22 protein-coding genes and 1 tRNA gene are annotated in these 21,127 nt (G+C 65.9%); 12 read left to right on the top strand and 11 right to left on the bottom strand.

Annotated features, from left to right (window positions below; translation table 11 throughout):
* Nucleotides 1-138: 138 nt before the first annotated feature.
* Genes EV560_RS05320 through EV560_RS05345 form a run of 6 tightly spaced genes read left to right on the top strand, consistent with a single transcriptional unit; the run spans nucleotide 139 to nucleotide 6,715 of the window.
* Nucleotides 139-1,938 (top strand): NAD(P)-binding domain-containing protein, encoded by a 1,800-nt coding sequence (locus EV560_RS05320; RefSeq protein WP_131854644.1) that lies wholly within the window; start codon nucleotides 139-141, stop codon nucleotides 1,936-1,938.
* The gene (gene leuC, locus EV560_RS05325) at nucleotides 1,938-3,380 is read left to right on the top strand and encodes a 3-isopropylmalate dehydratase large subunit (RefSeq protein ID WP_131854645.1); all 1,443 of its coding nucleotides are present in this window, start codon (nucleotides 1,938-1,940) and stop codon (nucleotides 3,378-3,380) included. The genes EV560_RS05320 and leuC overlap by 1 nt, the downstream gene beginning before the upstream one ends.
* Before the next feature lie 13 nt (nucleotides 3,381-3,393).
* Nucleotides 3,394-4,014 (top strand): 3-isopropylmalate dehydratase small subunit, encoded by a 621-nt coding sequence (gene leuD / locus EV560_RS05330; protein ID WP_131854646.1) that lies wholly within the window; start codon nucleotides 3,394-3,396, stop codon nucleotides 4,012-4,014.
* A 33-nt stretch (nucleotides 4,015-4,047) separates the two neighbouring features.
* Entirely contained in the window at nucleotides 4,048-5,034 is a 987-nt protein-coding gene (locus EV560_RS05335) for an ABC transporter substrate-binding protein (RefSeq protein ID WP_131854647.1), read from the top strand.
* Complete coding sequence (locus EV560_RS05340) at nucleotides 5,031-5,876, top strand: ABC transporter ATP-binding protein (protein ID WP_131854648.1); 846 nt, start codon at nucleotides 5,031-5,033, stop codon at nucleotides 5,874-5,876. The genes EV560_RS05335 and EV560_RS05340 overlap by 4 nt, the downstream gene beginning before the upstream one ends.
* Complete coding sequence (locus EV560_RS05345) at nucleotides 5,873-6,715, top strand: ABC transporter permease (RefSeq protein ID WP_207907946.1); 843 nt, start codon at nucleotides 5,873-5,875, stop codon at nucleotides 6,713-6,715. Before EV560_RS05340 ends, EV560_RS05345 begins: the two co-directional genes overlap by 4 nt.
* A 198-nt stretch (nucleotides 6,716-6,913) precedes the next feature.
* Here EV560_RS05345 and EV560_RS05350 read toward each other — a convergent pair whose 3' ends face one another.
* From EV560_RS05350 to EV560_RS05360, 3 genes are all read right to left on the bottom strand, one after another.
* Nucleotides 6,914-7,861, bottom strand: a complete 948-nt coding sequence (locus EV560_RS05350; protein WP_131854649.1) for a LysR substrate-binding domain-containing protein — start codon at nucleotides 7,859-7,861, stop codon at nucleotides 6,914-6,916.
* A 449-nt stretch (nucleotides 7,862-8,310) separates the two neighbouring features.
* Complete coding sequence (locus EV560_RS05355; protein ID WP_061971296.1) at nucleotides 8,311-8,553, bottom strand: DUF2312 domain-containing protein; 243 nt, start codon at nucleotides 8,551-8,553, stop codon at nucleotides 8,311-8,313.
* A gap of 92 nt (nucleotides 8,554-8,645) precedes the next feature.
* Nucleotides 8,646-9,437, bottom strand: coding sequence for an N-formylglutamate amidohydrolase (locus tag EV560_RS05360; RefSeq protein WP_131854650.1), 792 nt, complete (start codon nucleotides 9,435-9,437; stop codon nucleotides 8,646-8,648).
* A gap of 125 nt (nucleotides 9,438-9,562) precedes the next feature.
* Between EV560_RS05360 and EV560_RS05365 the strand changes: the two genes are divergently transcribed.
* Entirely contained in the window at nucleotides 9,563-10,858 is a 1,296-nt protein-coding gene (locus EV560_RS05365) for a glycerate kinase type-2 family protein (protein ID WP_131854651.1), read from the top strand.
* The gene (locus EV560_RS05370) at nucleotides 10,858-11,295 is read left to right on the top strand and encodes a DUF1036 domain-containing protein (protein WP_131854652.1); all 438 of its coding nucleotides are present in this window, start codon (nucleotides 10,858-10,860) and stop codon (nucleotides 11,293-11,295) included. The genes EV560_RS05365 and EV560_RS05370 overlap by 1 nt, the downstream gene beginning before the upstream one ends.
* Nucleotides 11,296-11,412: 117 nt before the next feature.
* On the opposite strand, the gene EV560_RS05375 is transcribed toward EV560_RS05370, so the two are convergent.
* From EV560_RS05375 to EV560_RS05390, 4 genes are all read right to left on the bottom strand, one after another.
* On the bottom strand, nucleotides 11,413-12,396 hold the full coding sequence (locus EV560_RS05375; protein WP_131854653.1) for an alpha/beta fold hydrolase: 984 nt from the start codon (nucleotides 12,394-12,396) through the stop codon (nucleotides 11,413-11,415).
* A 49-nt stretch (nucleotides 12,397-12,445) separates the two neighbouring features.
* Nucleotides 12,446-13,096 (bottom strand): tetratricopeptide repeat protein, encoded by a 651-nt coding sequence (locus EV560_RS05380; protein ID WP_131854654.1) that lies wholly within the window; start codon nucleotides 13,094-13,096, stop codon nucleotides 12,446-12,448.
* 141 nt (nucleotides 13,097-13,237) lie between these two features.
* Nucleotides 13,238-13,363, bottom strand: coding sequence for a type B 50S ribosomal protein L36 (ykgO, locus tag EV560_RS05385; protein WP_114828362.1), 126 nt, complete (start codon nucleotides 13,361-13,363; stop codon nucleotides 13,238-13,240).
* A 279-nt stretch (nucleotides 13,364-13,642) separates the two neighbouring features.
* Nucleotides 13,643-14,434, bottom strand: coding sequence for an MBL fold metallo-hydrolase (locus EV560_RS05390; protein ID WP_131854655.1), 792 nt, complete (start codon nucleotides 14,432-14,434; stop codon nucleotides 13,643-13,645).
* 138 nt (nucleotides 14,435-14,572) lie between these two features.
* On the opposite strand from EV560_RS05390, the gene EV560_RS05395 reads away from it, so the two are divergent.
* Nucleotides 14,573-15,088, top strand: coding sequence for a MarR family winged helix-turn-helix transcriptional regulator (locus EV560_RS05395; RefSeq protein WP_248311894.1), 516 nt, complete (start codon nucleotides 14,573-14,575; stop codon nucleotides 15,086-15,088).
* Nucleotides 15,089-15,094: 6 nt separating this feature from the next.
* Here the strand turns inward: EV560_RS05395 and EV560_RS05400 are convergent, their stop codons facing one another.
* A complete protein-coding gene (locus EV560_RS05400; protein ID WP_131854656.1) occupies nucleotides 15,095-15,439 on the bottom strand; it encodes a hypothetical protein in 345 nt (114 codons plus the stop codon).
* Between the two features lie 297 nt (nucleotides 15,440-15,736).
* Here EV560_RS05400 and EV560_RS05405 point away from each other — a divergent pair, with 297 nt between their 5' ends.
* A complete protein-coding gene (locus EV560_RS05405; RefSeq protein ID WP_131854657.1) occupies nucleotides 15,737-17,029 on the top strand; it encodes a glycoside hydrolase family 19 protein in 1,293 nt (430 codons plus the stop codon).
* A gap of 85 nt (nucleotides 17,030-17,114) precedes the next feature.
* Here EV560_RS05405 and EV560_RS05410 read toward each other — a convergent pair.
* Both EV560_RS05410 and cpdR read right to left on the bottom strand, forming a co-directional pair.
* Nucleotides 17,115-17,189: transfer RNA gene (locus EV560_RS05410), tRNA-Val, on the bottom strand.
* A gap of 259 nt (nucleotides 17,190-17,448) precedes the next feature.
* Nucleotides 17,449-17,808 (bottom strand): cell cycle two-component system response regulator CpdR, encoded by a 360-nt coding sequence (cpdR, locus tag EV560_RS05415; RefSeq protein WP_038363805.1) that lies wholly within the window; start codon nucleotides 17,806-17,808, stop codon nucleotides 17,449-17,451.
* A gap of 250 nt (nucleotides 17,809-18,058) precedes the next feature.
* Between cpdR and EV560_RS05420 the strand changes: the two genes are divergently transcribed.
* Both EV560_RS05420 and hisN read left to right on the top strand, forming a co-directional pair.
* Nucleotides 18,059-18,979, top strand: a complete 921-nt coding sequence (locus EV560_RS05420; RefSeq protein ID WP_131854658.1) for an N-formylglutamate amidohydrolase — start codon at nucleotides 18,059-18,061, stop codon at nucleotides 18,977-18,979.
* Between the two features lie 386 nt (nucleotides 18,980-19,365).
* A complete protein-coding gene (gene hisN, locus EV560_RS05425; protein WP_131854659.1) occupies nucleotides 19,366-20,151 on the top strand; it encodes a histidinol-phosphatase in 786 nt (261 codons plus the stop codon).
* Here hisN and EV560_RS05430 read toward each other — a convergent pair.
* Entirely contained in the window at nucleotides 20,056-21,111 is a 1,056-nt protein-coding gene (locus tag EV560_RS05430) for an alpha/beta hydrolase (RefSeq protein ID WP_131854660.1), read from the bottom strand. The genes hisN and EV560_RS05430 overlap by 96 nt on opposite strands.
* Nucleotides 21,112-21,127 lie beyond the last annotated feature (16 nt).

Genomic DNA, 21,127 nt, shown 5'->3' on the forward strand with positions numbered 1-21,127 from the left:
CAAAAAATGCAAGACGTAAAATCTCTTCAAAATGAGAATTGACATCTTTCAAACCCTTTTGCACTCTTCAAATCAAATGGAGGCTTACCCGCATCGCAGGGTGCCCCAAAAACTGGCCGCAACCGGCCGGGAGGAAACATGTTGGAGAGGCCGGCGCCGTCCGCGCTCATTTCTGCGTGGCTTGGAGATTTCGCCGCGGCGCTCGAAGCCGGCGACCGCTCCGCATTGCCGGACCTTTTCATCGACCACTGTTTCTGGCGCGACATCGTCGGCTTCACCTGGTCGATCGAAACCGCCGAAGGCCTGCCCGCCGTCAGCAGGATGCTCGCCGCGACCATCGACTCGGCACGCCCGAGCGCGTTCTGCGCGACCGGCGAGGGCAGCGAGGATAATGGCTCGGTCGAGGGCTGGTTCACTTTCGAGACCGCCTCCGGCCGCGGAACGGGTCACCTGCGGCTTATCGACGGACGCTGCCGGACGCTGATGACCTGCCTCACCGAACTGAAGGGCTTCGAGGAACGCGTCGGCGAGAGGCGTGCGCTCGGCTTGATCCATGGCAGCCAGAAGGGCCGGAAGAGCTGGTCGGAGCTCAGGGCGCAGGAGGAGGCGGAACTCGGCCGGACGCGGCAGCCTTATTGCGTCATCATCGGAGGCGGCCAGGGCGGCCTTGCCCTGGCGGCGCGCCTGCGCCGGCTCGACGTGCCGACGATCGTCATCGACCGCCATGAGCGGCCCGGCGATGCTTGGCGCAAGCGCTACAGGCAGCTCTGCCTGCACGACCCGGTCTGGGCCGATCACATGCCCTACCTGTCCTTCCCCGATGACTGGCCGATCTACACGCCGAAGGACAAGCTCGGCGACTGGCTGGAAATGTACGCCAAGGTGATGGAGATCAATTTCTGGGGCGGCTGGGAATGCCGGCGCGCCGCCTACGATGCTGAGAAGGAGGAGTGGGAGGTCGAGGTCGGGAACGCGGACGAAACCATCATCCTGCGGCCCCGCCAGTTCATTCTCGCCACCGGCCTCTCCGGCCTCCCGAATATGCCGAGCATACCGGGCGCCGAAAGCTTCGGTGGCGAGCTCCATCATTCCAGCGCTTACCAGAGCGGAGAGAGCTTCGCCGGCAAAAGATGCGTGATCGTCGGCTCGAACAACTCGGCTCACGATATCTGCGCCGATCTCTGGGAGCATGGGGCCGACGTGACCATGGTCCAGCGCAGCTCGACCCTCGTCGCCAGGGCTGAGACGCTGCGGGCGATGACCTCCGGTCGGCTGTTCTCGGAAGCCGCGCTGAAGCGGGGGCTTCACACCGAGAAGGCGGATATGACCTTCGCCTCCCTGCCCTATCGCCTGCTGCCCGAAATCCAGCGTCCGATCTTCGACCAGATCAAGATCCGCGACGCCGATCTCTACGATTCCCTGCGCAAGGTCGGCTTCGAGCTGGATTTCGGCGAGGACGAGTCCGGGCTCTACATGAAATATGTCCGGCGCGGTTCCGGCTACTACATCAATGTCGGCGCCTCCGAGCTCGTCGCCAGCGGCGAAGTGAAGCTCAGGAAGGGCTCGATCGACCATATCGAGCCGGACGGCCTTGTCTTCACCGACGGATCGAAGCTCCCGGCCGACCTTATCGTCTTCGCGACGGGGTTCGGCCCGATGAACGGCTGGGCAGCCCAGCTGATCTCGCAGGAGGTTGCGGACAAGGTCGGTCATTGCTGGGGCCTGGGCTCGGGCACGACGAACGATCCCGGCCCCTGGGTCGGAGAGCTGCGGAACATGTGGCGGCCGACGGCGCAGCCGGGACTCTGGTTCCATGGCGGCAACCTGCAGCAATCCCGTTTCTATTCGCGGGCGCTGGCCCTGCAGCTCAAGGCCCGGATGGAAGGGCTGGCGACGCCTGTCTACCGCCAGCCGGCCGCGGTTTCGGAGGGCGCGTGATGGCCACCGCACAGAACCGATCCGGCCATCGGCCGCGCACGCTGTTCGAGAAGATCTGGGATCAGCATGTCATCGCCGATCTCGGCGACGGATCGAACCTGCTGCATATCGACCGCCACATCATCCACGAGATCACGAGCGCCCGGGCCTTCGAGAATCTGCGCAAGGCGGGCCGCGGCGTGCGCTGTCCCGAGCTGACATTCGGCGTCGTCGACCATGTCGTCGCGACGGTCCTGGGGCGCAACGAGGATACGAACCCGGCCGGTGGCAGCTTCATCCGCAACATGCGCCGGAATTGCGAGGATTTCGGGATCAGGCTGTTCGACATGGGCGACCGCCGCCAGGGCATCGCTCATGTCGTCGGACCTGAGCTCGGCACCGACCTGCCCGGCTGCACCTTGGTCTGTGGCGACAGCCACACCTCGAGCAATGGCGCTCTCGGCGCACTTGCCTGGGGCATCGGCGCTTCGGAAGTCGAGCATGTGCTCGCGACGCAAAGCATCGTCCAGCGCAAGCCGCTGCGCATGCGCGTCGTCTTCGACGGCACACTCGGTGCCGGCGTTTCCGCCAAGGACATGGTGCTGCATCTGATCGGCCGGGTCGGCACCGCCGGCGGGCGCGGCTGCGTCGTCGAGTTCGCGGGGCCCGGCATTCGTACGCAGTCGATCGAAGGCCGGCTGACGATCTGCAACATGTCGATCGAGCTCGGCGCCAAGGCCGGGCTGGTCGCGCCGGACGACACAACCTTCGCCTATCTCGAAGGGCGCGAGTTCGCCCCGAAAGGCGCCGCGTTCCAAGTCGCCCTTTCCGCCTGGCGCGAGCTCAGCTCCGACGACGACGCGCAGTTCGACCGGGACGTGACGATTGATTGCAACGGGCTGCAGCCGCAGGTCAGCTGGGGCACGAGCCCGCAGGACGTGATCGGCGTCAACGAGCAGATTCCGGATCCCGACGCCATCGCCGACAGCACCCGCCGCGCCTCGATCAGGAGCGCGCTGGACTATATCGGCCTCACGCCGGGCGCCGCTCTCGCGGGAACGCCGATCGACTACGCCTTCATCGGATCCTGCACCAATGGCCGGCTTTCCGATCTGCGGGCTGCGGCCGAGGTCGCGCGCCGCGGCAAGGTCTCACCTGGCGTTCGTGCCCTGGTCGTTCCGGGCTCGGCCAGCGTCAAGCGCGATGCCGAGGCGGAAGGGCTGGACAAGATCTTCCTGTCGGCCGGTTTCGAATGGCACGAGGCTGGCTGTTCGCTTTGCGTCACCGCGAACAACGACGTCGTGCCGGCCGGCAAGCGGTGCATTTCCTCGTCGAACCGCAATTTCGAGGGTCGGCAGGGCCCGCGCAGCCGCACCCATCTGGCCAGTCCCGCGACGGTCGCGGCTTCCGCGATCGCAGGGCGGATCGCCGATGTGCGCGCCGTCCTCGACGGCCGGTTGTAATAGGAGCCGCGCGATGGAACCGTTCCGTCTCGTCACCGGCGTCGCGGCCTCGCTGCCGATGGAGAACATCAACACCGACGCGATCATGCCGACGCGCTGGATCGTCAACAACAAGGACCTCGGCGAAGGGCTCTTCGGCGTCTGGCGCTACCGGCTCGACGGCAGCGAGCAGCCGGATTTCGTGCTGAACCAGGAACCTTATCGCCAGAGCCGAATCCTGCTTGGCGGCCCCAATTTCGGCTGCGGCAGCTCGCGGGAGGAAGCCGTCTGGGGTCTCGCCCGCTTCGGCATTCGCTGCGTGATCGCGCCGAGCTTCGGCGACATCTTCCAGGAGAACGCCTTCAAGAACGGGCTGCTGCCCCTCGTCCTGCCATCCGACGCGATGGCAGCGCTGTCGGCGGCCATGGACGGCAGCAACAGCCGCGAGCTCACGGTCGATCTGGAGGATTGCACCATCCGGACGCCGGACGGCACGCGCATCGCCTTCGCGATCGACCCGGCACGGCGGCAGTTCCTGCTCGACGGCCTCGACGAGATCGACCTGACGCTGAAGCTTTCGGACGAGTTCGAGCAATTCCAGGACAGGGACCGGCGGGAAAGGCCGTGGATCTACGGAGAATCCACGCCGGCCTGAAGCAGAACAAGCAAGGAAAGAGGGAGCGAACGCATGAGACCCTATCCGATGATCGCCGCCCTGTGCGGGCTGCTCGCCCTCGGAGCCGTGGGCGGCCCCGCGGCCACGGCTCAGACGAAGCCAGCCGGGCCACCGCTCGACGTGTCCGTGCTCGTCGCCACGCCCGCCTTCTACGACCTGCCGGTCTATGCGCTGACCAAGGTCGGGGCGGATTACGGCATCAAGCTCAACATGGTCGAAACCCAGGGCGGTGGCGACACCGGAACGATCTTCGCCGGCGGCCAGGGCGACATCCTGATGGCGGGCATCGACAAGGCCTTCGGCTTCAAGAAGCAGGGCGTCGTCGACGCCAAGATCGTCGGCGTGGTGCTGACCGCGGCCAATTGGTCGCTCGTCGTCCCCGCCAAGTCGAAATACCAGACCGTCCAGGACCTGAAAGGGTCGACCATCGGCATTTCCGGCCCCGGCTCGTCCTCGGACCTCCTGGTGCGCTGGGCTTCGCGCAAGGTCGGCCTCGATCCAGCCAAGGACCTCCAGCTGATCGCGCTCGGCTCGGTCGCCAGCCTCTATGCCGGCCTCGAGAACGAACGCGTCAACGCGGCCGTTCTGGTGTCTCCCTTCCTGGAGAAGGCGACCGGAAGCGGCATGGGCCGGGTCGTCGGCGACTGGGAGGGCATGGCCTATCCGAACAATGTCTTCATGGCGCGCACCAGCGACCTGAAGGCCAATCCGGAGAAGGCAAAGCGGTTCATGGCGGCGATGCACGACATCCTGCAGCGTTTCCAGAAGGACCGCCCCTTCGCGCTCTCGATCGCCAAGGCCCGTTATCCGCGCGAGAGCGAGGAGACGCTTAACCGGCAGCTTGACCATGCCATCAAGGTGCTCTGGGCACCCATGGACGGCATCCTCAGCGAGAAGCTCTACGACAACGCGCGCGACGTGATGGTCGGGTCCGGCAGGCTGGTGGCCTCCGACATCCCGCCCTATGCCGATCTCGTCAGCAATCTGGTCGGCCAATGACGGTGCTCGAAGCCATTCGCACCCCAGCTGCCGTCGATCGTGCCGGGGCATCCGCCCCGGCAAAGATCGAGGTCGCCAATGTCACCCTGAGGTACACCCGAAAGCAGGACCAGTCGGAGAGCACCGCGCTGGACAATGTCTCGCTGCGGGTGGGAACCGGCGAGTTCCTCGCGATCGTCGGCCCCAGCGGCTGCGGCAAGAGCACGCTGCTGAAAGTGATCAACGGCTTGCTGCGCCCGAGCGAAGGTTCCGTCCGGATCGATGGAAAGCCGGTCGAGAACGTGCCCGATGGTGTTGGCTTCGTCTTCCAGTCCGACGGCCTGCTGCCCTGGCGAACGGCCGAGGAGAACGTGGCGATCGGCGCCACGCTCGCCGGGCGGTCGGCGACCGACGCCCGGCAGAGGGCTCTGGAGCTCCTGACTGAGCTCGGCGTGCAGCGCGCGATCGGCAAGCACCCGCACGAACTCTCCGGCGGCATGCGCAAGCGCGTGGCGCTGGCCCGCACCATCGCCTACGAGCCGAAGCTCTATCTGCTCGACGAACCCTTTTCCGCGCTCGATGCGCAGACGCGCATCCATGTCGGCAATCGCTTCATCAAGACGCTCGAAGAAATCGGGCAGACCGTGATCATCGTGACGCACGACCTCGAGGAAGCGATTGCGCTGGCCGACCGCGTCATCGTCATGAGCGCGGCACCGGGCCGGATCGCGGCCGAGTTCAAAATCGATCTGCCGAGACCGCGCGATTATTATCAGTCGCGGTTCCACCCTGACTTCCGGCGCCAGCAGCAACAGCTCTGGGACGTTCTGCAACGCGAGATGGCGGGAGAGCTCAACTCATGACCGCTCTATCGGAGAACCTGTCGAAGCCGGTCGTGGCGAGTTCCCGCCCGGCGGCGAGCAAGCGCCGGCAGCGCAGCTGGCTCGCCCTGCGCGGCGCGCTCGATCGCCTCGCCGCCATCATCTTCATGATCGTCGCCTGGCAGCTCGCCGCCCAGTTCTGGATCGGCGAGAAATGGATCAGCACCCCCGTCAAGATCGCCGAACGGCTCTGGGAGATGCTTCTCGACGGCTCACTGCAGATCCACACCTGGGAGACCTTCAAGGAGGCCTTTGTCGGTCTTCTCATGGGGGTGGCGCTGGGCATTGTCGGCGGCATGATCCTGGGGCTGTCGCGCCGGCTCTCCGAGGCCATCGATCCCGTCCTGATGGGGATCTACAGCCTGCCACGCGTCTCACTGGCGCCGATGTTCGTGATCTGGCTCGGCATCGGCCTCCTGGCCAAGGCGACGCTGGTGGCCTCGATGGTGGTCTTTGTGGTCATGCTGAACGTGCGCGAGGGCATCCGCAGCATCGATCGCGACCATATCGACGCGTTCCGGAGCATGAACGCCTCGCGCTGGATGATGTGGCGCCACGTCATGATCCCCTCGATGATCCCCTGGCTGCTGGCCTCCATCCGCATCGGCATCGGCATGGCGCTGGTCGGCGCCGTCGTCGGCGAGTTGATCGGCGCGAGCCAGGGCCTTGGCTGGTACGTGTCGTCATCGAGCAGCATCTACGACATGACCGGCGCCTTCACCGCGCTGGTCGTGCTGATGATCCTCGCCATGATCTTCAACTTCGCGCTGTCACTCCTCGAGAAGCGCCTGATGTTCTGGCGGCCGTCCGTGTCCTCCTGAGCGGCGGGGCGGGGCTGCCCTAAGGCCGACGCACGCTAGAGCATTTTCGAGCGAAGTGGACACCGGTTCGCGTGAAGAAAATGCGTCAAAACAAAGGGATAGAGAATTTTCGCGATTCGGAGAAACGCGGAAATGCTCTAGCGCATCGGCCCAAAAGTGGATTGCGGTTTTCGGAAAAGCCGATGCGAAAACAAGTAGCTAGGCAAAGACCGGCAGCGCCGACGGCACGGTCTCGGTTCCCGGCAGTCGAAACCCGCATCTGTCATGCAGTTGCTGCAGCAGGGTCGTTACGGCGAAAGAGCGCAGCGAGTCCGTGCCTATGCAGACATCCAAGCGCATTTGCACCGGCTGAACATTGGCTCGCAGCGGGATCGCGACGAATTGGCCGCTCGCGAGTTCCGATTGCACGGAATGGACGCAGAGGATCGAGGCCCGCCTCCCGGACGCGCAGAACTGCTTGAGGGCGTCGAGCGAGTTGGTCACCAGTGTCGCGGTCAGCGGTGTCCCATCCTTCTTGGCGATCTTCTGGAGCACGCGTCCGACACCCGAGTTGCGCTCGAAAGTGCCGAGCGGATAGTCGGCCAGTTCGGCCAGCGTGGTCGACGCGGCCCTCGCGAGTGGATGGCCGGGCGCGACGACCGCCGCGAGGGTATCGGTCAAGGTCGCGGCGATCTCGACGCCGTTCTCCATCTCCAGGTTCAAGCCGGCGCCGATATCCGCGCGTCCTTCGCGAACGGCGGGCACGATGAGCTCGCTCGAGGCGCGGTAGAGCTCGAACTTGAAGCCGGGATAGGTCTCGTAGACCTCGGTCAGCGCGCGTGGAATTGGGCTCGCGATCGCGCCGTCCGTCCCGATGATGCGCAGGATGCCGGAGCGCAAGTTCTGGATGTCGGCAAGCTGCTGGCGCACCTTCTCGTCGGCGCGCAGGACCGAGGCGATGTATTCCGCGACCGCCTGCCCCGCCGAGGTCAGCCGGACGCCGCGCCCGTGCCGGTCGACGCTCCGGCGCAACCGGAGCACTCCCAAGTCTCGATCAGCGTATGGCGCGCCACGATGGACAGGCCACACGCCGCATCTGGGCAGAATATCCAGGCCGAGCAACGATCCCGGCTGCAACGCTCGTTTGGACAATTCGCGAAGCAGCATTCGGCCGCCGCGGAGAACCTGGAACAATGACCCCGCTTCGAACTTGCATCCGCAGAGTTCGCCCGCCTCGGAATCGCGACGCGCTCAGCTTGCCGCCGCCGGACATGTCGGGACGTTATTTGAGATTGCTCAGGCTCACGAGGATCAGGAAAGCGGAGGCCGAGACTCGGCGCTGTTCGCTTTCGGATATGCTGCGAATGCCCGCTTTTGACGTATCTCGTCCGGGGAGACAGCGAGCGGCCGTGGCCCTGGATCAAAAAGGCGGGGCGTGCCGCCTCTCGTGGACGGCACCTCTCGATCCGAAGACTCTGCCCCGGATCGCACTTGTCAATTGAGTCCCGCGAGAGAACGACACCCCGGCATGCGCCGGGTAGCGCATGCCCAAATCACTGGGGTGGGGTAGTTATCGGTTCGATACCCAAATCATGGGTAGGTGCACCGGGTCTCGCTCAGGCCGTCTCGCCGACTGCCTGCAGATAGAGGTCGAGGATCGCTTCCTCTTCCTTGCGCTCGTCGAGGTCGCGCTTGCGCAGCGCGACGACCTTACGCAGCACCTTGACGTCGTAGCCGGTGCCCTTGGCCTCGGCATAGACCTCCTTGATGTCGTCGGCGATCGTCTTCTTCTCTTCCTCGAGCCGCTCGATGCGCTCGACGATGCTCTTGAGCTGATCGCCCGCAACCGGATCGTCCATTCCAGTACCCTTCACAAAAATCCTGGCCGGAGGGGTTCGCGCGGATGGGCGCTGAGGTCAAGCGGCAAGGCGCCGCGCCTGGGGAAAGCTGTTCATGACTGCCCGGCGCGGACCGCCTCGACGCAGGACGGCACGATGCGCGCCAGCCTCAGGCCCCAGGCTCGCGCCGTCTCGGACGCCGCGATCAGATCCTGCCGGACCTCGATCAGCGTATCCGGCAGGCCGCGCCGTGTCGCATGACGGTCGATCGTGTCGCCCGGCAGGCCGCCGCGATAAGGCTCGTTATCGCCGACGACGAGATCGCCCTCTGCCTGCAGGGCGGCGATCAGCGCCTGCGACAAGGCGCTCTCCCGGTCCCAGAGCACGCCGACATGCCAGGGCCGGGCCGCCGCCTTCCAGAACGGCGTGAAGGAATGGATCGAGACGATCGCCGGCGGCTGCCCGGCGGAGGTGGCTGCCTCGATCGCATCGTCGATCGCCGCATCATAAGGCGCATAGTAGCGCTTCACCCGCGCCGCGACCCCGGCATCGTCGATGCGGGCATTGCCGGGCACGATCGCGCCGTCCGAGAGCCGCATTACCAGGGTCGGATCGTCGAGCCCGCGGTTGGGATCGATCAGGAGGCGCGAGAAGGTGGTCAGGACGGCCGGCGCGCCGGTCGCGCGGGCCATGGTCCGTGTCAGCTCGGCCGCGCCGATATCATAGGCGATATGGCGTTCGAGCTGTCCGGCCGGCAGACCAAGCCCGTTCAGCTCGGCCGGGATCGCGTTCGAGGCATGGTCACAGAGCAGAAGCATCCCCGTCGCCGGGTCGCCGGGAATGATCTCGACCTCGCCCGGCGCAAGCGGCACCTGAGGTCCGGCAGCAAAGGAATCGGACCGCATCTCCGCTCCGAAAAGGATGACCGGCTGGACAAATCACAGGTGACGTCCGCCGCTCGCCGACTTAAAAGAGCACGCAACGAAAGTCGATCCGATCGACATCTCAAGGGCGGAATGGCGGGGCTGGTTTGCAACACGATTCGGCTGGGACCCTGCGCATCGCCCGCACCATCTTCGACGCTGCCGTCGCCCGCGCCCAGCCGACGGGCTGCCTCCCGGCGCATTTGCCTGCGCCGCCGCGCAACGGCCGCCTGATCCTGCTCGCCGCCGGCAAGGCCGCCGGCAGCATGACGGCGCTGGCCGAGGCGCATTATCTCGATTCGGGGCTCGATCCCTCCCGCCTCATCGGCCATGCCGTCGCCCGTCACGGCTACGAGACGAAGACCCGCCATATCCCGATGGTCGCCGCCGGCCATCCGGTTCCGGACCAGGGCAGTCTCGACAGCGCGGCGCGGGCACTCGAACTGGCACAATCCGCCACAGCTGACGATCTCGTGCTCGTGCTGCTTTCGGGCGGCGGCTCGGCCAATTGGGTCGCGCCTGCCGGCTCGCTCACGCTTGCCGAGAAGCAGGCGGTCAACAAGGCGCTGCTGCGTTCGGGCGCGCCGATCGGCGAGATGAACATCGTCCGCAAGCGGCTCTCGCGCATCAAGGGCGGCCGGCTCGCGCTCGCCGCCGCCCCTGCCCCGTTGCTGACGCTCGCCATCTCCGACGTGCCCGGCGACGAGCCGACCGCGATCGCTTCCGGACCGACCGTGCCCGATCCGAGCACCATGGCGGATGCTCGCGCCATCGTCGCGCGCTATGGTCTCGACCTGCCGCCGGCGGCGCGCGCGCTCATCGACGACGATGCCAGCGAGACACCCAAGCCCGGCCATCCCGCGTTCGCCAACAGCGAATTCCGCATCATCGCCCGCCCGCACGATGCGATCGCAGCGGCTGTCGCGGCGGCGCAGGCCGCCGGCTACGAGACCATCGATCTCGGCCCCGATCTCGAGGGCGAGGCGCGCGACGTCGCGGTGTCCCACGCCGCCATGGCGTTGCAGCTGAAGGCGGAAGGGCGCCGCGCCGCGATCGTCTCCGGCGGCGAGCTCACGGTGACCCTGCGCGGCAAGGGTCGCGGCGGGCCGAACCAGGAATATGCGCTGGCGCTCGCCGTCGCACTCGCCGGCGCCCCCGGCATTGTCGGGCTTTCCGGCGATACCGACGGCACCGATGGCGGCGGCGGCGAGGCGACGGACCCGGCCGGCGCCGTGATCGATCCCACGACCTTGTCGCGCGCCAGGGCGCTCGGCCTTGATCCTGCCCAATCTCTCGCGAACAACGATTCGACCGGCTTCTTCGAGGCGCTCGGCGATCTGCTGCAGACGGGGCCGACCTTGACCAATGTGAATGATTGCCGCGTCGTCCTGATCGATCCCTGATGCGACTAGACCGCTTGCCTCTTTACGTTGCGCCGCTATTGGCCGGGCTCCTCCTGAGCGCGCCAGCCAAGGCCGACCTGCGCATGTGCAACACCACGGGCAGCCGGATCGGCGTCGCCATCGGCTATCGCGACGCGCAAGGCTGGGTCACGGAGGGCTGGTGGAATCTTTCGCCACGCGGCTGCGAGACCTTGCTGCGCGGCACGCTGGCGGCGCGCTTCTACTACGTCTACGCGCTCGACTACGACAAGGGCGGCGAGTGGACCGGCAAATCGATCATGTGCACGCGCAACAAGGAATTCACGATCCGCGGTATCGAGGATTGCCTGGCGCGCGGCTATGACCGCTCCGGCTTCTTCGAGGTCGATACCGGCGAGCAGAAGAGCTGGACGATCCAGCTCACCGACAACAACGCGCCGGCCGCGCCGCGGCCATAGGCCTCCGTCATTGCGAGGAGGCGCAGCCGACGAAGCAATCCAGGGGGACTGCGCGAGACCTCCTGGATTGCTTCGCTGCGCTCGCAATGACGTTGGAGCTTCGCAACGCGTCAATCCTTATCGCGCCAGCGCCAGTCCCGAACTCGGTCCGGCGATCTGGTCGATCGCCGCAACGATGATCTCCGGCGCGGCGTGATGCGGCATATGGCCGACACCGGGCAGCAGCACGAAGCGCCCGAGCGGTGCCTCCCCCGCGATCGCCGCGGAATGCAGCACCGGCGAGACGACCGAATCGCTGTCGCCGGTGATCGCGACCACCGGCATGCGTAGCTCGCGATAACGCGGCGCCTGCCGGGTGACGAAATCCTTCAAGGCTGAAAGATCCTGGGCATTGGCCTCGAAGACCCGTGGCCGCATCAGCAGCTTGATCTCACCGGCTTCGACATAGCCCGGTGTGACCGGCCGCGGCGCGAAGACGCTCTGGACCCCGGAGGAGAGCTTCAGGTCGAGCGCGGGGATTGCGACGAGCCGCGTGAAGACCGGGCCGATCACGGGCCAGGATGCCACCCGATAATGCCAGGCGACGTCGCCCGGCCAGGGATGCGTGACGGCGCCAAGCAGCACCAGCCCGCGCACGCGCTCCGGCCGCTCGAGCGCGATCCGCGTCGACATCGCGCCAGCCAGGGAATGAGCGACCAGGACAATGGGCTCGGGCGCGATCCGATCGAGCACCTGCATGATGACGTCCGCCTGGCGCGCCGGATCGGCCATCGCCCTGCCCTCCAGCCTGTCGCTCCAGCCGAGTCCGGGCCGGTCGAAGGCGAGGACGCGGTAATGTCCGAGCTCCGGCCCGAGTGCGGCCAGCAGGTCGGCATGATCGGAGGAGGCGCCGTGGAGCAGCACCACCGTGCCGCGAGCCTCGCCCTTTGGCTTGCGCTCGACATAGTGCAGCCGCCCGGCCGGAAGCTGGAAGAACGTGCCCTTCGCCGGATTCTGGCGCTCCGCGACCGCGCCGAGCCATTCGGTCCTGAGCAGCAGCAGCAACCCGACAATGATCAGGATGGGAAAGACGCGCACGGCCCGCGTCAGCATGGTCTGCATCAGTCGCCGCTCCCGCCTCGGCCATAGCGCCGTGGCAGCCGCGAACGCATCACGCGTCGCGGCCGTCGACTTCCATCTTCAGCGCCTCGACTGCGTCCTTGATCGCCTCGAATTGCGGGTAGATCTCAAGCGCCTTGCGATAGGCGACCATGGCACGCTTGTCGTCGCCCTGCTGGCGCAGGATCGTGCCGAGCCCCATCATCGCGCCGTAATGTCGCGGCTCGCGCTTGAGCGCCTCGCCGATATCATACATCGAGCGGATCGGATCGCCGGCGAGAAAGAGCGCATTGGCGCGCTGGTTCCAGGCCTCCGCCCAATTCGGCTCGATGCTGATGATGCGGTCGAGCAGCTCGATCGCGAGGTCGAGTTCCTTCGCCTGCATCGCCTCCTGTGCGCGGCTCATCAGCAGGTCGGCCGTGTCGGAACCGGATCGGGCCCAGCGCCGCTGGATCAGCCGCGCGATGCCCTTGGCCTCCTCTGCCGTCTTGGCCGCGGCGAGCCGCTCGAACAGCCGGTCGAGCGTCGCTGCCGGCGATCGCGAGGGAGCCGGGGCCGGCAGGGCTGGGTTTTCTTCCCGATCCAGATTGGGAACCGCGCCAGGCCGGCGCGGCCCACTCTCCTGCGCTTGCACGGAGCCAAGCGACAGCGTCGCGGCGAAAGCCAGCGCGAAAGCGGCGGGGAACAGACGTGAGCTTTTCATGCCCGGAAAGTTTACGCCGCTCCGCGCGAGCGTCAATTCACGGGACAGCGACCTTCTGCCACGCGAAAAGGCGGGTGCGCCCAGCGCACCCGCCTTTTCGAACTCAACACGGCTCTTCGCGGCCTGACGGCCGCTTGAAGCTCAGCCCTGGCGCGCCTTGAAGCGCTTCTGGACCTTGTTGATGATGTAGACGCGGCCCTTGCGGCGCACGAGCTGGTTGTCGCGATGACGCAGGCGCAGCGACTTCAGCGAATTGCGGATCTTCATCGTCTTAACTCCGGCGACTCGCTCTCGCGAACGAATCGGACAAAAACTTGACGCCGCGACGCGGATCGGCGGGCGATCCTCATCGACCACTCGAACGGCGCGGCTGATGCGATGCCGGCTGTATACGGATTTTTCCGTCTTTCGCAAGGGTCGTGACCAAAAGCATGTTCTGGAAAAGCGGCATGCACTTTTGCGACAAGACCATGCTCAGGGATCAAGCTGGCGCGAATTCTGATCGTTCGGCCGATTTCGGCCGAATGGAGGGACGCGCCGATGATGTCAGGCAATCGCGTCGAGATAGCGGGCGAAGGACCGCGCCAGGGCCGATTTTGCTTCGCTGTCGATCACCCGGCCCTCGAAGGCGCCGTAGACGCGGCTGAACGGATAGGGATCGAGAATCGCCGCGATCCGGCGGATCGTGGCGGCATTCACCGGGATCATGTTGGGATAGGAATACATCACGCTGACATAGCGCCGGTCCTGCGCGACCTGCAGCACGTCGCCGCAATAGAGCGTGCCCTCGCCGCCGGCATGGTGCAGCACGGTCGCGCCCGCAAAATGCCCGCCGCAACGCAGCAGCGTCAGGCTTGGCCCGAGCTTCAGCGCCTCGCCGTCCCAGAACCGGATCGCCGGATCTGGCTCCGTGACCCATTGCCGATCATCGGCGTGGAGATGCACCGGAACATCGAGCGCCGCCGCCCATTCCGCCATCGCCGTGTAGTAATGCGGATGTGAGATCGCGATACCGAGCACCGGCCCGCGCGCCTTGATCGCCGCGATCGCTTCCGGCGTGACGAGGCCGATGCAATCCCAGAGCAGGTTGCCCTCCTCCGCCTCGACCAGGAGCGCTCGCTGATCGATCGCGAAAGCCGGCTTGATGCGCAGGCTGAGCACGCCATGGTCCTCGCTGCAGGTGAGGCCGTAGCTCGCCGCAAGCTCCTCCGGCGTCAGCCAGGCCTGCCCACCCCAGCGCACATATTGCCGCTCGTCCCGGCAGATCGGGCAACCGTCCGGCGGCGCACCGGCTTCGGGAAAGCGAGCGCCGCACTGGCGGCAGATGAAGCGTGGCATGGCGCATCTCCTCTAGACGGCGTGATTGCAGAACGCGCGAGCGCGGCCTTCGCCCAATGCTCGTCGCAGATATCTTCAGATGAAGATATTTGTCCGCAAACTATCTTCATGTCAAGATAACACCGATCGGAGGACAGCTTGAGCGACCCGCAGAGCGAGAACGACCATGTCGACCGGCTGCGCGCGCAATGGGCGCGCGAATTGCCCGATCTCGACACGGCGCCGATGGCGGTGCTCGGACGCGCCTATCGGCTTGCAAATCTGGTCAGGCCGAGCATCGAGGCCACCTTCGCCGGTTTCGGCCTCGATCGCGGCGAATTCGACGTGCTGTCCTCGCTCCGCCGCGCCGGCGCGCCTTTCCGGCTGACTCCGACTGAGCTCTACAGGGCGCTGATGATCGCCTCGGGCAGCCTGACCCATCGCCTCGGCCGGCTCGAAAAGGCCGGACTGATCCGGCGCATTCCCTCCGATTCGGATGGCCGCAGCCTCGCCGTCGAACTGACCGAGCCCGGTCGCGTCCTGGTCGAGACCGCCTTCCGCGCGGATATGGCGAGCGAAATGCGGTTCCTGGCCCATCTCTCGGAGGATGAACTGGAAACGCTCGCCCTCCTGCTGCGCAAGCTCAATCGCAGAATTGAGAACGCCGACGGCTAGCCCCACTCATTTCCGGCAGGCGAAAGGCAGGAAGGTGCTGCCCATCCCGGCATTCATCGCTCGGATCGTCAGGACATTGGCGAGATCGAGCTCTTCCTTGGAACGCGGGCAGACATCGGGCTGCTCGGTGCAACCGCCGGCCAGGAACGCCTCGTGCCGCTCGATGAACTCAGGCCCGAGCCCTTTGCGGCTGAAGCGCTCGAGTGCGTCCGACCACGCCTTCTTGTAGCGATTGCATTTCTCGACGGTCCAGCTCTCGGCCCGTGACTCCTGCGCAATGGCCTCCAGCACGCCGCCGCCGAACAGCGTCGCGAACATCGCCGCGAAAATGAACTGGCTCGATGACGTCACCACCCGCTCCCGAATCCCTGTCGCCAAATCCCTGTCGCAAGTGCGTTATGGCGAGAATGGTGACGAAGTGGTGGCGGCGGGCGGGCCAGAGCCTGAACCAGTTTGACAGCGGCCCGTTTCCGGCGTGATCTTTTCGAGCGCTATCCTATGCTGAATAGACACAGTTTTCGCGCAGCTGATCCTGCCTTGCGATCATCACAAGGCCATAGAATCTTATATCATTACATGAGTGACGGCTTAGTTTTGCCGAATGGAGCCTGAAAACCAGCGCCGCACGACACATTTGGGGGGAAGGCCATGGCACATGAGGACATCGATCTCGATACATTCCTGACCGCCGCCCGGCTGACCGCGATCTGCCCCTCGGCCGATCCGGAGATCATCGAGACCATCCTGACCGACGCACCGAAGGCCTTTCCGATCGCGGGCCTCACGAGCCGTGTCACCATCGCGCATTTCATCGGGCAGATCGCGGCCGAAACCCTTGGCCTGGGGCGCCTCGACGAGAATTTGGACTACTCCACGCCGCAGCGCCTCATCGACGTATTCGGCCGGGCAAAATTCCCGGATGTCGAGTTCGCCAGAGGCTATCTCCATAGCCCGAAGAAGCTCGCCAATTACGTCTACGCCGGTCGCAACGGCAACACCTTGCCCGATGACGGTTATACTTATCGCGGCAGCGGGCTCATCCAGCTCACCGGCCGCGGCAATTTCCGCAAGGTCGGCCGGCTGGTCGGCATGCCGCTGGAGGAGCAGCCCGAACTGGTCCGCGCGCCCGACAGCGCCTTGGCCATCGCCTTGGCCTACTGGCGCCTGAACGATATCAGCTCTGTCGCGACCGACACCTCGGACGAAGCGATCGAGGCGGTGACCAAGCGGATCAATCCGGCCCTGCAGGGGCTCGCCGACCGGCGCACCTACGTCAAGCGAGCCTTCCGGATCCTGGCGCCGCCGCGCCCCCTATCGGCCAGGACCGAGAAGGCCGCCGCAGGGCTTGCCGCCCTTCTGGAATATGCGGAGCGTGAAGCCGCCACCGAGGCAGCCGTCCCCGCCAGCCTGTCCGGCGCCCATTGGGTCGCATTCTTCCCGACCAGTCGCTCGATCGACGATCTTGCCGAGCCCTTCAGGAGCAATGTCACGGCCTTCGTCAAGGCGCTGCGAAATGCCGGCGCCGATGTCAGGATCAGCGCCACCTTCCGGCCGGAGGAACGCGCCCATCTGATGCATTTCGCCTGGCGCATCGCCGAGGAAGATCTCGACCCGGCCGAGATCGCCGCCAAACCGGGCGTCCCGATCAACTGGGAGCATCCGACGCTGGCGAAATCCCGGGCGGCGGCACGCGACATGGTCAATGGCTATTCCATCGCCTTCAAGCCGTCCCTCACCTCGCGCCATACCGCGGCTTTGGCGATCGACATGACGATCTCCTGGAGCGGAACGCTCAGCGTCCGGCAGCAGGACGGCACGACCCTCGCGATTGACACGACGCCGCGCAATGGCAGCAATTCCAGGCTCATCGCGGTCGGCCACGGCTACGACGTCATCAAGCTGCTGAGCGACCCGCCGCATTGGTCGGATAACGGCCATTGACCACCGATTCGATCGGCGATCGGGAGGTGCGGGCCCTATCACGGCAAAGGCCCCCGGAAGCGGCAGCTTCCAGGGGCCTTGAAAATGGTGGGCGCGACAGGGATCGAACCTGTGACCCCTACGATGTCAACGTAGTGCTCTCCCGCTGAGCTACGCGCCCGTATCGCCTTGCGGCAAACGGAACATGGCGGCGTCTTGCGGCGTCACCATGTTGCGAGGTGTGCGGCTATAGCCGCTCGCCTTGTCGCTTGCAAGGCGCTTCATTGCAAAATTGTGGAGAGACCGCTCGCGAGCTCTGTCGGGGTGAGTCGACTGGCGTGGCCCTCGAGAACCGGAGCCGAGCGTACTCGACTGCGTCAGCACCGGAAGCGCAGACGGCGGCGTCAGGCGACGCCCCCCGGCAGGCGGATCGAATGGCCTCAGGCGGCCAGCAGCTTCTCGACCTCGTTCACCAGTTCGCGCAGGTGGAAGGGCTTGGAGAGCACCTTGGCATCCTTGGGCGTCTGCGAATCGGGGTTGAGCGCCACCGCGGCGAAGCCGGTGATGAACATCACCTTGATGTCGGGATCGAGCTCGGTGGCGCGCCGCGCCAGCTCGATACCGTCCATCTCTGGCATCACGATATCGGTCAGGAGCAGTTCGAACGGTTCCTCGCGCAGCCGGTTATAGGCCGAGAGCCCGTTATCGAAGGAGGCGACGTCATAGCCCGCATTCTGCAGCGCTTTGACCAGGAAGCGACGCATGTCGTTGTCGTCTTCCGCAAGAAGGATCTTCGTCATTGGCCCGCTACATCCGTCCCCATCGGCCTATCAAGAAGGGCCGCCCAGCCCGGACAGCCCCGTTTCAACTCATCCTGCCGGCTCGATTCGAGCCGGCGCGCCGCAGCGTTAGCCGCCACTCAGAGCGCTTGAAACAAGCTCCTTCTATAAGGCACCATCATGGTAAACAACGAGTGAAGATCGGCGTTGAAACAGCTTCCTCGCAAGCGTGACTTCAACCGCGCCGCTTTGTGTGCTTGACTTGACCGGCATGAGCGTCCCACCCGGCTATTCCCTGTCTGATTCCGACGATATCGTCGCCGAGATCACGCGTCCCTACAGCCTCTACCAGCCGGCCCTCCAGGTCGTTCCGGTCGTTGTCGACGTGCCCCATGCCGGGCGCCATTATCCACCGGCCTTCGTCGACAGGGCGCGCCTGCCGCTGCGCTCGTTGCGCCGCTCGGAAGACGCCTATGTCGACCGGCTCTTCGCCAATTGCATAGCGCTCGGCGCCCCGCTCCTCGTCGCCGAATTCCCGCGCGCCTATCTCGACGTCAACCGCGAGCCCTATGAGCTCGATCCGCGCATGTTCGAGGGGCGGCTGCCCGCCTTCGCCAATACCCGCTCGATGCGGGTCGCCGGTGGGCTCGGCACGATCCCGCGCATCGTCGGCGACGCGCATGAGATCTATTTCGGCCGCATCCCGGTCGAAGAGGCGCTCGCCCGGATCGATGGGCTCTACCGGCCCTATCATGCCGGCCTGCGCGGTTTGGTGCAGCGCACACAGGCTGCCTTCGGCACCTGCATCCTGGTCGATGCCCATTCGATGCCTTCCAACGGGCTAGACCGCGACGGCGTCGCCAAATCCGATGTGATCCTCGGCGACCGCTTCGGCACCAGCGCCAGCGGCCATGTCATCGACATCGCCGAATCGGCTTTCCGCGCGCTCGGCCTGAGCGTGACGCGCAACCGGCCCTATGCCGGCGGCTTCATCACCGAGCATTACGGCGCGCCCGCTTCGGGCGTGCATGCGCTGCAGATCGAGATCAACCGCGCGCTCTACATGAACGAGACCACGCTGGAGCCGCATGCCGGCTTCGTCGAGCTGGAACAGGCCATCGCCTCGGCCATGGCCGATTGCTTCGCGCGCTGGAGCGGCTGGACCGACGACTGGCGCGAGGCCGCCGAATAGCCAGGGAATGCTCGCCGACCTTCGGCGATAATGATGCGGGAACAACGACCTGCGGTCCGATGCAGCGCAAATTGCTTGCCGCCGCAACCCAGAAAAAAGGGCCGCACACTGACGTGGCGGCCCAAGTCTAGGGAGGAAACGCCCAAGGAGGGCAAGCAAAGGCTTGAGGTCATCTCCCCTTCGCAGTGCACAATCTAACTGTGCAGCGCAAAAAAGCAAGGGCTTTTGCCGAGAATCTTAAGGGGTATGCACAAGACGCAGAGCGTGAACGAGTTTTCCTGATCGATTTCCTTGTTTTCCGCCGAAAGCCCCCGCATGAAGCGCCAGCGTCGGCAATCTCGGCGCCGACCTTTGCTGCACAGCAGCGTGATTCTGAGGAGAGCAGCATGAGCGCGGTCGATTTCGGCGCTTTCGTCGCGGAGCTGGCGACGCAATCGGGCCAGGCGATTCTGCCCTTCTTCCGCGCCAAGCATACGACCGAGAACAAGGCCTCCGCCGGCGGCGTCTTCGACCCGGTCACGGAAGCCGACCGGGCCGGCGAGAACGTGATGCGCCACCTGATCAAGCGGCATTTCCCGGAGCATGGTGTGCTCGGCGAGGAATATGGCAGCGAAAATGCCGATGCCGACTATGTCTGGGTGCTCGATCCGATCGACGGCACGCGCGCCTTCATTTCCGGCATTCCGGTCTGGGGCACCTTGATCGGCCTGACCCGCAAGGGCGTGCCGGTCTACGGCATGATGCACCAGCCTTTCACCGGCGAGCGCTATTCCGGCGACGGGCGCAAGTCGCTCTACGAGGGACCCGGCGGCAGCCGCGTGCTGCGCACCCGCGACACCAAAGACCTCTCCGCTGCGACCCTGATGACCACCAGCCCGTCCCTGTTCACCGAAGCCGAGCAGGACGCCTATTGGCGGGTCGAGGCCAAGGTCCGGATGCCGCGCTATGGCTGTGACTGCTATGCCTATTGCATGCTCGCCAGCGGCCATATCGATCTGGTGATCGAGAGCGGGCTGCAGCCCTATGACATCGTCGCACTGATCCCGATCATCGAGGGCGCGGGCGGCATCGTCACCTCATGGGACGGCGGCAGCGCCGCTGGCGGTGGCCGGGTCATCGCCGCCGGCAACAAGGCCCTCCACGAGGCTGCCCTCGCCCTTCTCGCCGGCTGAGGTCGCGGCAGCGCGATCCTCGCCCGGCACGAACGCGTCGAACGCGGCCCAGAACTGGGCGCGGATATCGTCGGTTTCCATCAGGATCTCGTGGCGCGCCGTCGGCAGGACCAGGGCCGCGCCGGTCTTCAGGCGGGCGGCGAAACGCTCGATCGCCGGCGTCGAGACGACCGGATCCCGCCCGGCCGCGATCACCAGGGTCGGAATCCGGACCTCGAGCGCCGCCGAAGGCGCGTTCAGCCGGGCCATCAGCTGGAAGGCCGTCCTGACCCAGGCGATCGTCGGGTCGCCGACGCTGAGATGCCGCGCCGCCGCCGAGAGCGCCGCGTTGCGGGCATAGCGAACGGGATCGCCGGTCAGCCGGTTGCCCTCGAACGGCTTGGTCGCGATCGCGGTATCGCCACCGCCCGGAACGAAGGAGCGGCCGAGACCGAGCCAGAACAGGACATTCGCCAGCCGTTCCGCCGCGCCCGGCCGCGCGATCATGGTGAGCCCGAGCATGGGCGCCAGCGCCACCTGCCGCGAGACCGGCAAGGCGCCACGCCGCGCGGCGTCGAGGCAGAGCGCCGCTCCCATCGAATGCGCCAGCACGAAATGCGGCTTGGGCATCTTCTCCTGCATCTCGGCCATGGCCAGCGCGAGGTCGCGCTCATAATGCCGCAGCCGTCCGACATGGCCCTTGCGCACCCGCCCGACGAAGCGCTGCGAGCCGCCCTGCCCGCGCCAATCGAAGGCGAGCACATGGAAGCCGCGCCGGCGCAGCTCGGCGATGGTCTCGCCGTAGCGCTCGATGAATTCGGCCCGGCCCTGGACGATGACGACGGTGCCGCGCATCGCCTTCACGGTCGGTCGCCAGCTCGCGAAACGCAGGGAGGCTCCGTCCTGGGTGCTGGCGAGCCAGACCTTGGCATGGCCGGGAGGCGGATAGCCCGGATGGACGAACAGTTCGGCTTCGGCCATCGCGGCCTCCAAATCA

Source organism: Allobosea sp. BK604 (assembly GCF_004341515.1).
In the GTDB taxonomy this organism is placed as follows: domain Bacteria; phylum Pseudomonadota; class Alphaproteobacteria; order Rhizobiales; family Beijerinckiaceae; genus Allobosea.

Excerpts from the sequence above, each read along its gene's own strand:
- EV560_RS05320 (WP_131854644.1), top strand. The coding sequence starts at position 139 with ATGTTGGAGAGGCCGGCGCCGTCCGCGCTCATTTCTGCGTGGCTTGGA.
- leuC (WP_131854645.1), top strand. The coding sequence starts at position 1,938 with ATGGCCACCGCACAGAACCGATCCGGCCATCGGCCGCGCACGCTGTTC.
- leuD (WP_131854646.1), top strand. The coding sequence starts at position 3,394 with ATGGAACCGTTCCGTCTCGTCACCGGCGTCGCGGCCTCGCTGCCGATG.
- EV560_RS05335 (WP_131854647.1), top strand. The coding sequence starts at position 4,048 with ATGAGACCCTATCCGATGATCGCCGCCCTGTGCGGGCTGCTCGCCCTC.
- EV560_RS05340 (WP_131854648.1), top strand. The coding sequence starts at position 5,031 with ATGACGGTGCTCGAAGCCATTCGCACCCCAGCTGCCGTCGATCGTGCC.
- EV560_RS05345 (WP_207907946.1), top strand. The coding sequence starts at position 5,873 with ATGACCGCTCTATCGGAGAACCTGTCGAAGCCGGTCGTGGCGAGTTCC.
- EV560_RS05350 (WP_131854649.1), bottom strand. The coding sequence starts at position 7,861 with ATGCTGCTTCGCGAATTGTCCAAACGAGCGTTGCAGCCGGGATCGTTG.
- EV560_RS05355 (WP_061971296.1), bottom strand. The coding sequence starts at position 8,553 with ATGGACGATCCGGTTGCGGGCGATCAGCTCAAGAGCATCGTCGAGCGC.
- EV560_RS05360 (WP_131854650.1), bottom strand. The coding sequence starts at position 9,437 with ATGCGGTCCGATTCCTTTGCTGCCGGACCTCAGGTGCCGCTTGCGCCG.
- EV560_RS05370 (WP_131854652.1), top strand. The coding sequence starts at position 10,858 with ATGCGACTAGACCGCTTGCCTCTTTACGTTGCGCCGCTATTGGCCGGG.
- EV560_RS05375 (WP_131854653.1), bottom strand. The coding sequence starts at position 12,396 with ATGCAGACCATGCTGACGCGGGCCGTGCGCGTCTTTCCCATCCTGATC.
- EV560_RS05380 (WP_131854654.1), bottom strand. The coding sequence starts at position 13,096 with ATGAAAAGCTCACGTCTGTTCCCCGCCGCTTTCGCGCTGGCTTTCGCC.
- ykgO (WP_114828362.1), bottom strand. The coding sequence starts at position 13,363 with ATGAAGATCCGCAATTCGCTGAAGTCGCTGCGCCTGCGTCATCGCGAC.
- EV560_RS05390 (WP_131854655.1), bottom strand. The coding sequence starts at position 14,434 with ATGCCACGCTTCATCTGCCGCCAGTGCGGCGCTCGCTTTCCCGAAGCC.
- EV560_RS05405 (WP_131854657.1), top strand. The coding sequence starts at position 15,737 with ATGGCACATGAGGACATCGATCTCGATACATTCCTGACCGCCGCCCGG.
- cpdR (WP_038363805.1), bottom strand. The coding sequence starts at position 17,808 with ATGACGAAGATCCTTCTTGCGGAAGACGACAACGACATGCGTCGCTTC.
- EV560_RS05420 (WP_131854658.1), top strand. The coding sequence starts at position 18,059 with ATGAGCGTCCCACCCGGCTATTCCCTGTCTGATTCCGACGATATCGTC.
- hisN (WP_131854659.1), top strand. The coding sequence starts at position 19,366 with ATGAGCGCGGTCGATTTCGGCGCTTTCGTCGCGGAGCTGGCGACGCAA.
- EV560_RS05430 (WP_131854660.1), bottom strand. The coding sequence starts at position 21,111 with ATGGCCGAAGCCGAACTGTTCGTCCATCCGGGCTATCCGCCTCCCGGC.